3 protein-coding genes are annotated in these 5422 nt (G+C 52.9%); all 3 read right to left on the bottom strand.

Annotated elements, in window-relative coordinates; genetic code table 11:
- The coding region (locus tag NZ772_12940) for an alkaline phosphatase (protein ID MCS6814456.1) at positions 1–3035 on the bottom strand (3035 nt) is incomplete at its 3' end.
- A 449-nt stretch (positions 3036–3484) separates the two neighbouring features.
- Positions 3485–4576, bottom strand: coding sequence for a M28 family peptidase (locus NZ772_12935; protein ID MCS6814455.1), 1092 nt, complete (start codon positions 4574–4576; stop codon positions 3485–3487).
- Positions 4577–4612: 36 nt separating this feature from the next.
- Positions 4613–5422: glycosyltransferase family 4 protein (locus tag NZ772_12930; protein ID MCS6814454.1), on the bottom strand; the 810-nt coding region annotated here is incomplete at its 5' end.

The raw sequence follows: 5422 nt of genomic DNA, 5'->3' as shown, positions 1-5422 counted from the left end.
TCCCGACGCAGGACAGTTGGATCAGGGGAGCGTCCAAACAAGGTGAGATAGGACAAGCGGTAAATATCCGTATTGTCTACTGTCTGGGGCAACAGATTCGCATTGCGACCATGGGCCTTGACATGGATGGAACCCGCAAAGTCGGGAGTACCCGCCCAAGCAACACTAAAGGGCTGACGACCTTGAGCTGGATCCGCCAGGATTGCTGGGGAGTCGAAGGCCAGCCAAGGGCCTGTCCGTCCACGCTCACCATCCACAGGCATTTGAGGGGTAGTTGTCGAGGGTAAGCCAGTGGGGTTGACGGGCACAGTGGGCGGAGTTGCCAAGGTGGCGGGTGGCACTGGATAGCCAGGGGCAAAGGGTACAGGCTGGAAGACCTGTAAGCCACCAGCTTCACTGTCGGCAGTGGTCAGTACTAGAGTGTTAGGGTTGTCGCCAACAAAGCGCATAGCAATGCCGATCGCCTCATCTGCCCGCCGGACAGCTTCAATAGCCCCAACTGCATTGTTAGCATTGGCAAAGTTGTCAGGCCCCTCTTCTTCAGCAACAATCATGAATCCGTCAGGATCTTGAGAGACAATCCGCAAGGCAGCATCCAACATCTGCGCTAGGGTAGGCGGTGCAGGCAGTGTAGAAGGGGTGGTGTTGTTGGCACGAGTGGGGTTGGCAGTGCTGCTGGTGCTATAGTTATCAGCCCGATAGAGATCCAACGGTGTTGCCGTGTTGCGCCGTAGTGCTTCCTCGGTACGATCGTCAAACATATCATCTGCCGAGAAGATGCCCAACAGCTTCCGAGGAGCTGTCGCTGGGTTTGCGGTCGCTGCCTGCAACTCAGCCAGGGTGTAGACGACCGTGAACCCATAGCTTTGTGCCAGCGTAATTAAGTTCTGGGTGGGACGATAGATGCTAGCAGGGTGGGCTGCATCAATTGCTGCCGTTACGTGCCGACCAGTTGTACCCGCAGGCAGGTAGTTCAGTTCGCCACCTCCTAGGATGACAATCCGCTCATCGGCGCGGGCACCTGGACGGCTAGGGTTACCAGTTTCAATAATTTGCCGAGTAATGGCAGCAGCATTTGCCCGATTTGCCTCCTGGGCAAGGAATGCCCCAGACCCAGGTTCCGCAATGATCCCAGTGTTGATGATGGCGATCGCCTTACCAGCCGCCAAGGCCTCCTTTAGGATTGTTGTGCCAGGAGCTGCTCCAGATAACGGGCGGTATAGGGTTGTGCCATCGGGCTGGAAGCCATAGGAATCATCCCAGGCCTTCACCCCCATGGCGTGGGTGACCGCGCTACCGTCAGAGCTACCCACGAGGCGATCGCTCAGGTGCCCCACATACACACCAGAGTCGGACATGGTATCCCAGTGCAGGCGACCATCAGCACCTACAGTCTTCATCCGTGCTGCACCCCACAGAGTATAGCCCGCACCATCGGGGTGAATGAAGATAACATTGCCTTGGGCATTGGCCGCTGGTGTTCTGCCAATTGGAGGAGTTGGCAGCGGAGGGGTTGGGCCTACACGCTTGGCAGGCAGGGGGCCGCGCTCTGGAAACAGGGTTTCATACATCAACCGATATATATCAGTGTTGTCCACAGTTTCTGGCAGCTTATCGGCGTTAAGACCGTGGGCCTTGGCGACAATCGCCCCCGCAAAGTCGGGTGTGCCTGACCATGCTATGGCAAAGGGGTAAGTGTTACCATTGCGGTCAGGTGCAGAAATAAACGGTGGTGTGTTCTGTCCGCGTACACCATCTAAGGGGTTACTAAAGCTAACAGGAGTAGAGGTTGGGTCGCCAGAAACGATGCTGCTCGCACCACCAGACACCGGGTTAGCACCGATCGTACCCACATTGGCTGTAGGACTTTGTACCGGGCTAGACTGCCAAATTTGCAAACCACCTGCTTCACTATCTGCTGCCGTCAGTAGTAGGGTATTAGGATATTTCTTGATAAAATCCATCGCTACCCCTAAGACCGCATCCGCTCGCTTAGCAGCTTCCAGCATCCCTGGGGCATTGTTGACATTACCAAAGTTGTCTGTACCTTCTTCTTCTACGATCGCGAGAGAGCCATTGCGGAACTTGGGGTTGCGCTCCATTAGCTTCTGTGCGACCTCCAACATCTCAGCCGCAGTGGGAGCCGTCGGCACGTAAAAGGGAGCTGGGTTAGTAGTGCTGGCACTACGCCCTAGGGCTGCCTCACTACCGCTAGTCGCTCCAACAGTGGTAAGCCGTTCTTCTGGGAAGTCGTTAAAGGTGTGAATGGCAGCAAAAATACCAAGCACCTTTTGGGGTGGGTTAGCTTGGGCTAGCAGCGCGAACAGTTCATCTCTGGTATACACTACGGTGTAGCCCAACTGCTGCGCCCTAGTGATGAGGTTAGTGCTAGGACGGTTGCTAGAACCGCGGTTTGCAGGGTTAGCGTCGATTGCCGCCGTCACATGGCGACCCGTTGTGCCTTCAGGCAAGTAGTGCAGTTCACCACCCCCAAGAATAATGTCAATGCCAGACTCGACAACCTGACGAGTAATTTCTGCAAACTGAGCGCGGGGGAACACACTAAAACCCGTTGCCCCAGCCGGAACGTTAGCATAGCCTACCTGAGCAGCAAACGCACCCGTACCCGGTTCAGCAATGAAACCAGAGTTGATTAGGGCAGTGGCTTTGTTGGCTTCCACTGCTTCTTGCATAATGGTGCGATTGGTGCGCCCAGAGAGAGATGTCAGGGGCTGGTCAATGAATCGCACAACTGTAGGAGAGGGGTCTAGGTCGATCGGTTGGCCATTGGCATCCCGCTGCCGATCTAACCCAAAGGATTCTGCATAAACCTTGACCCCTGTAGCATGGGTCACAGCCCCACCATTGGAGGTACCTGTTAGTTGGTCTTGCATGTGCCCCAGGTAAACCCCAGAGTTGTCCATGCGATCCCAGTTCAGCCTACCATCGGGGCCAGCCGTGAGGGCACGGGCAGCAGTCCACACGGAAGGACTAATGCCATCTGGGTGGAAAAAGATAACGTGATTACCTGCCATAGTTTTTGAGGTTAAGGAAGATTGGTAAGTAAACTAACTGCGAACCCAGTAGGCAATCTAGAGACGTAAACTGGATACACAGCCATGCATACCGTCCCACACTTAGGTAAAGAAACCATGCCAGAAGTAGTTAATATTTCGTTAAGCAACCAGCAAATTAAAAAGCTTGAGAAAATGCCCAGAAGTCTCTTGAGACAAGGCTTTTCAAGCATAAACCAATCTCGATTTGAGTTGTTACAACCGTGCTCCTTTTTGCTGTAGCAATACGCGATCTAGTTAAGATATGGTTAAGACGCTAGTAGTGAAGACTCAAGTCCTCACGAGTAGCCCTAACGGTAATTAATTTGTCCTAATAATTTGTCCTAACCAACCGTTTCTGCTACGTTTCCCTACTCTAGGAGCACATCCTGATAAACATTATTGCTTAATGAGTAAGGTGTAAATTTATGCTATTGAAGCTGCTGCAACAAGTTGACGGTGGCATCGACAACCAACTGAGCTGATTTAGCAAAAAAAGCTTGATCAATGTGCTGTGGAGTGTCTGTCGGTTGATGATAGTGGGGCGAGCGAAAATTCGCTGTATCCGTGAGCAAAACAGCCCCTATCTGTTGCTGCCAAAATGGTGCATGGTCACTGCGCAACAAGTCTGGGGTCAGGATGCCGCGCAATGGCACGGGTAAGGCTATTACTGCTGGCAGACGATCTGTAGATGGCTGATACTGTAGATTTAGGAGCCGATTGATTTGAAAGGACTGGGCACGATCGGGGGTGATAAAGGCTGCTAATAACTCAGCATTTTCCTCGTTGCCAATCACAGCTAAAAAATCCCCAGTGCTATTGGGCAGATTAGCTGGCACGCTAGCAGGATAGCGCTGGCAACCGGGTTGATAGCAAGCATAGCCAAGCATATCCATAATGACAGCAGCTTTTAGCCCTCTCAGGTTGTCAGCACGGGCTGCAAAGGCAGTGCTGCCTAGTAGACCAATTTCTTCCTGGTCAAAGACGACTAACCGTAGTGGCGCAGATAGGGAAATAGGCCGCAGTAGACGGGCTAGTTCCAACAGGGTTGCGAGGCTAGTGGCATTGTCATCAGCACCAGGCGATCGCGGCACAGTATCATAGTGGGCACCAACTAGCAGAGTCTTAACAGGTCTAACTGCTGATGGCTGATCGGCCACTAGATTGACTCCGCCATTCCCAAAGGATTGCTCAACCACTTGCCAGCCTGCCGCCGTGAGGACTTGGGTAATGTAAGCACGAGCACGAGCACGATCGCGGTTTTGTACCCGCTCATAGCTGAGACGTTGGACATGGTGCATCAATCGAGCCATATCCACAGCGGGCGGGGTTGCTGGTTTAGGGGGAGGGATAAAAGTAACTGGCTGTTGTTGGGCAGAGGTTTCTGTGACGTTAGCGACAACGGTTGAGAAGGTGCTTTGACGACTAGCACTACTGGCACTGAACAGCCAATTGCCAGCCAATGCCACTGCCAGAGCCAAACTAAAGATGATTGCTAAGAGCAGTCGTTGCCGTGAAGCCATGAATTTACCCATTTCAAGCCCAAGGGTCTACCTACATCACGATAACGCAGCCATCACAGTTTGTCGGATACGATCGCGGTAAAGCGTCCAACTTAATTCCTCTGCCTTGCGACGAGCATTGCGTCCCATGGCTGCCAACTGCTCAGGATGCTGATAGCACCACTCTAACCGCGTCTTCAGCGCATCCACATCCCGAATAGGCACAATAAAACCCTCAACCCCATCGGTAATCAAATCCAAGCCAGCCGCATTGGGTGTGGTGATTAGAGGAATGCCGCAGGCCATCGCTTCTAACAGTACGAGAGACATGCCTTCAACCAAAGAGGGCAACACTAGCACCGAGGCTTGGCTGTAATATTGCTGAAGACTAGCATGGGGTACAGAGGGCAAGTAGTGCACGCGCTCAGCGTGACGGCTAAACCAATCAGAGGGAAACTCATTAATGCCAACCATCATCAACTCGGCATTGACCAACTGCAGCGATCGCCATGCCTCTAGCAGGTAGTGCACACCTTTTCGAGGCCCAACTCGACCTACGAATAAAGCGCGGAATACAGAGTCAGGCTTAGGTTGGGGTTGAAAGTAGTCGATCGGTGCGCCATAGGGGATAACGGTAATGCGCTCTGGGGGAATGCCCTCATTGGTGACCGAAGCCAGTACAAAACTAGAGGGAACGATGATGCGATCAGCTAGCTGAAGTTCTTGATATTTGCGCTTAATCTTCCACGATGGTTCACGGGCTGCCACTAGTGCCTGGGCAAATTGGGGAAAGCGATCGGCCTCCTCCTGCTGAATGGTCTGGCTCGTGCGATAGAAAGCAATAGGCAGTTCGTAAATGCAGGTAAT

The organism is Cyanobacteriota bacterium, assembly GCA_025054735.1.
Classification (GTDB): Bacteria; Cyanobacteriota; Cyanobacteriia; order SKYG9; family SKYG9; genus SKYG9.
This window is presented reverse-complemented; position numbering and strand designations above follow the sequence as displayed.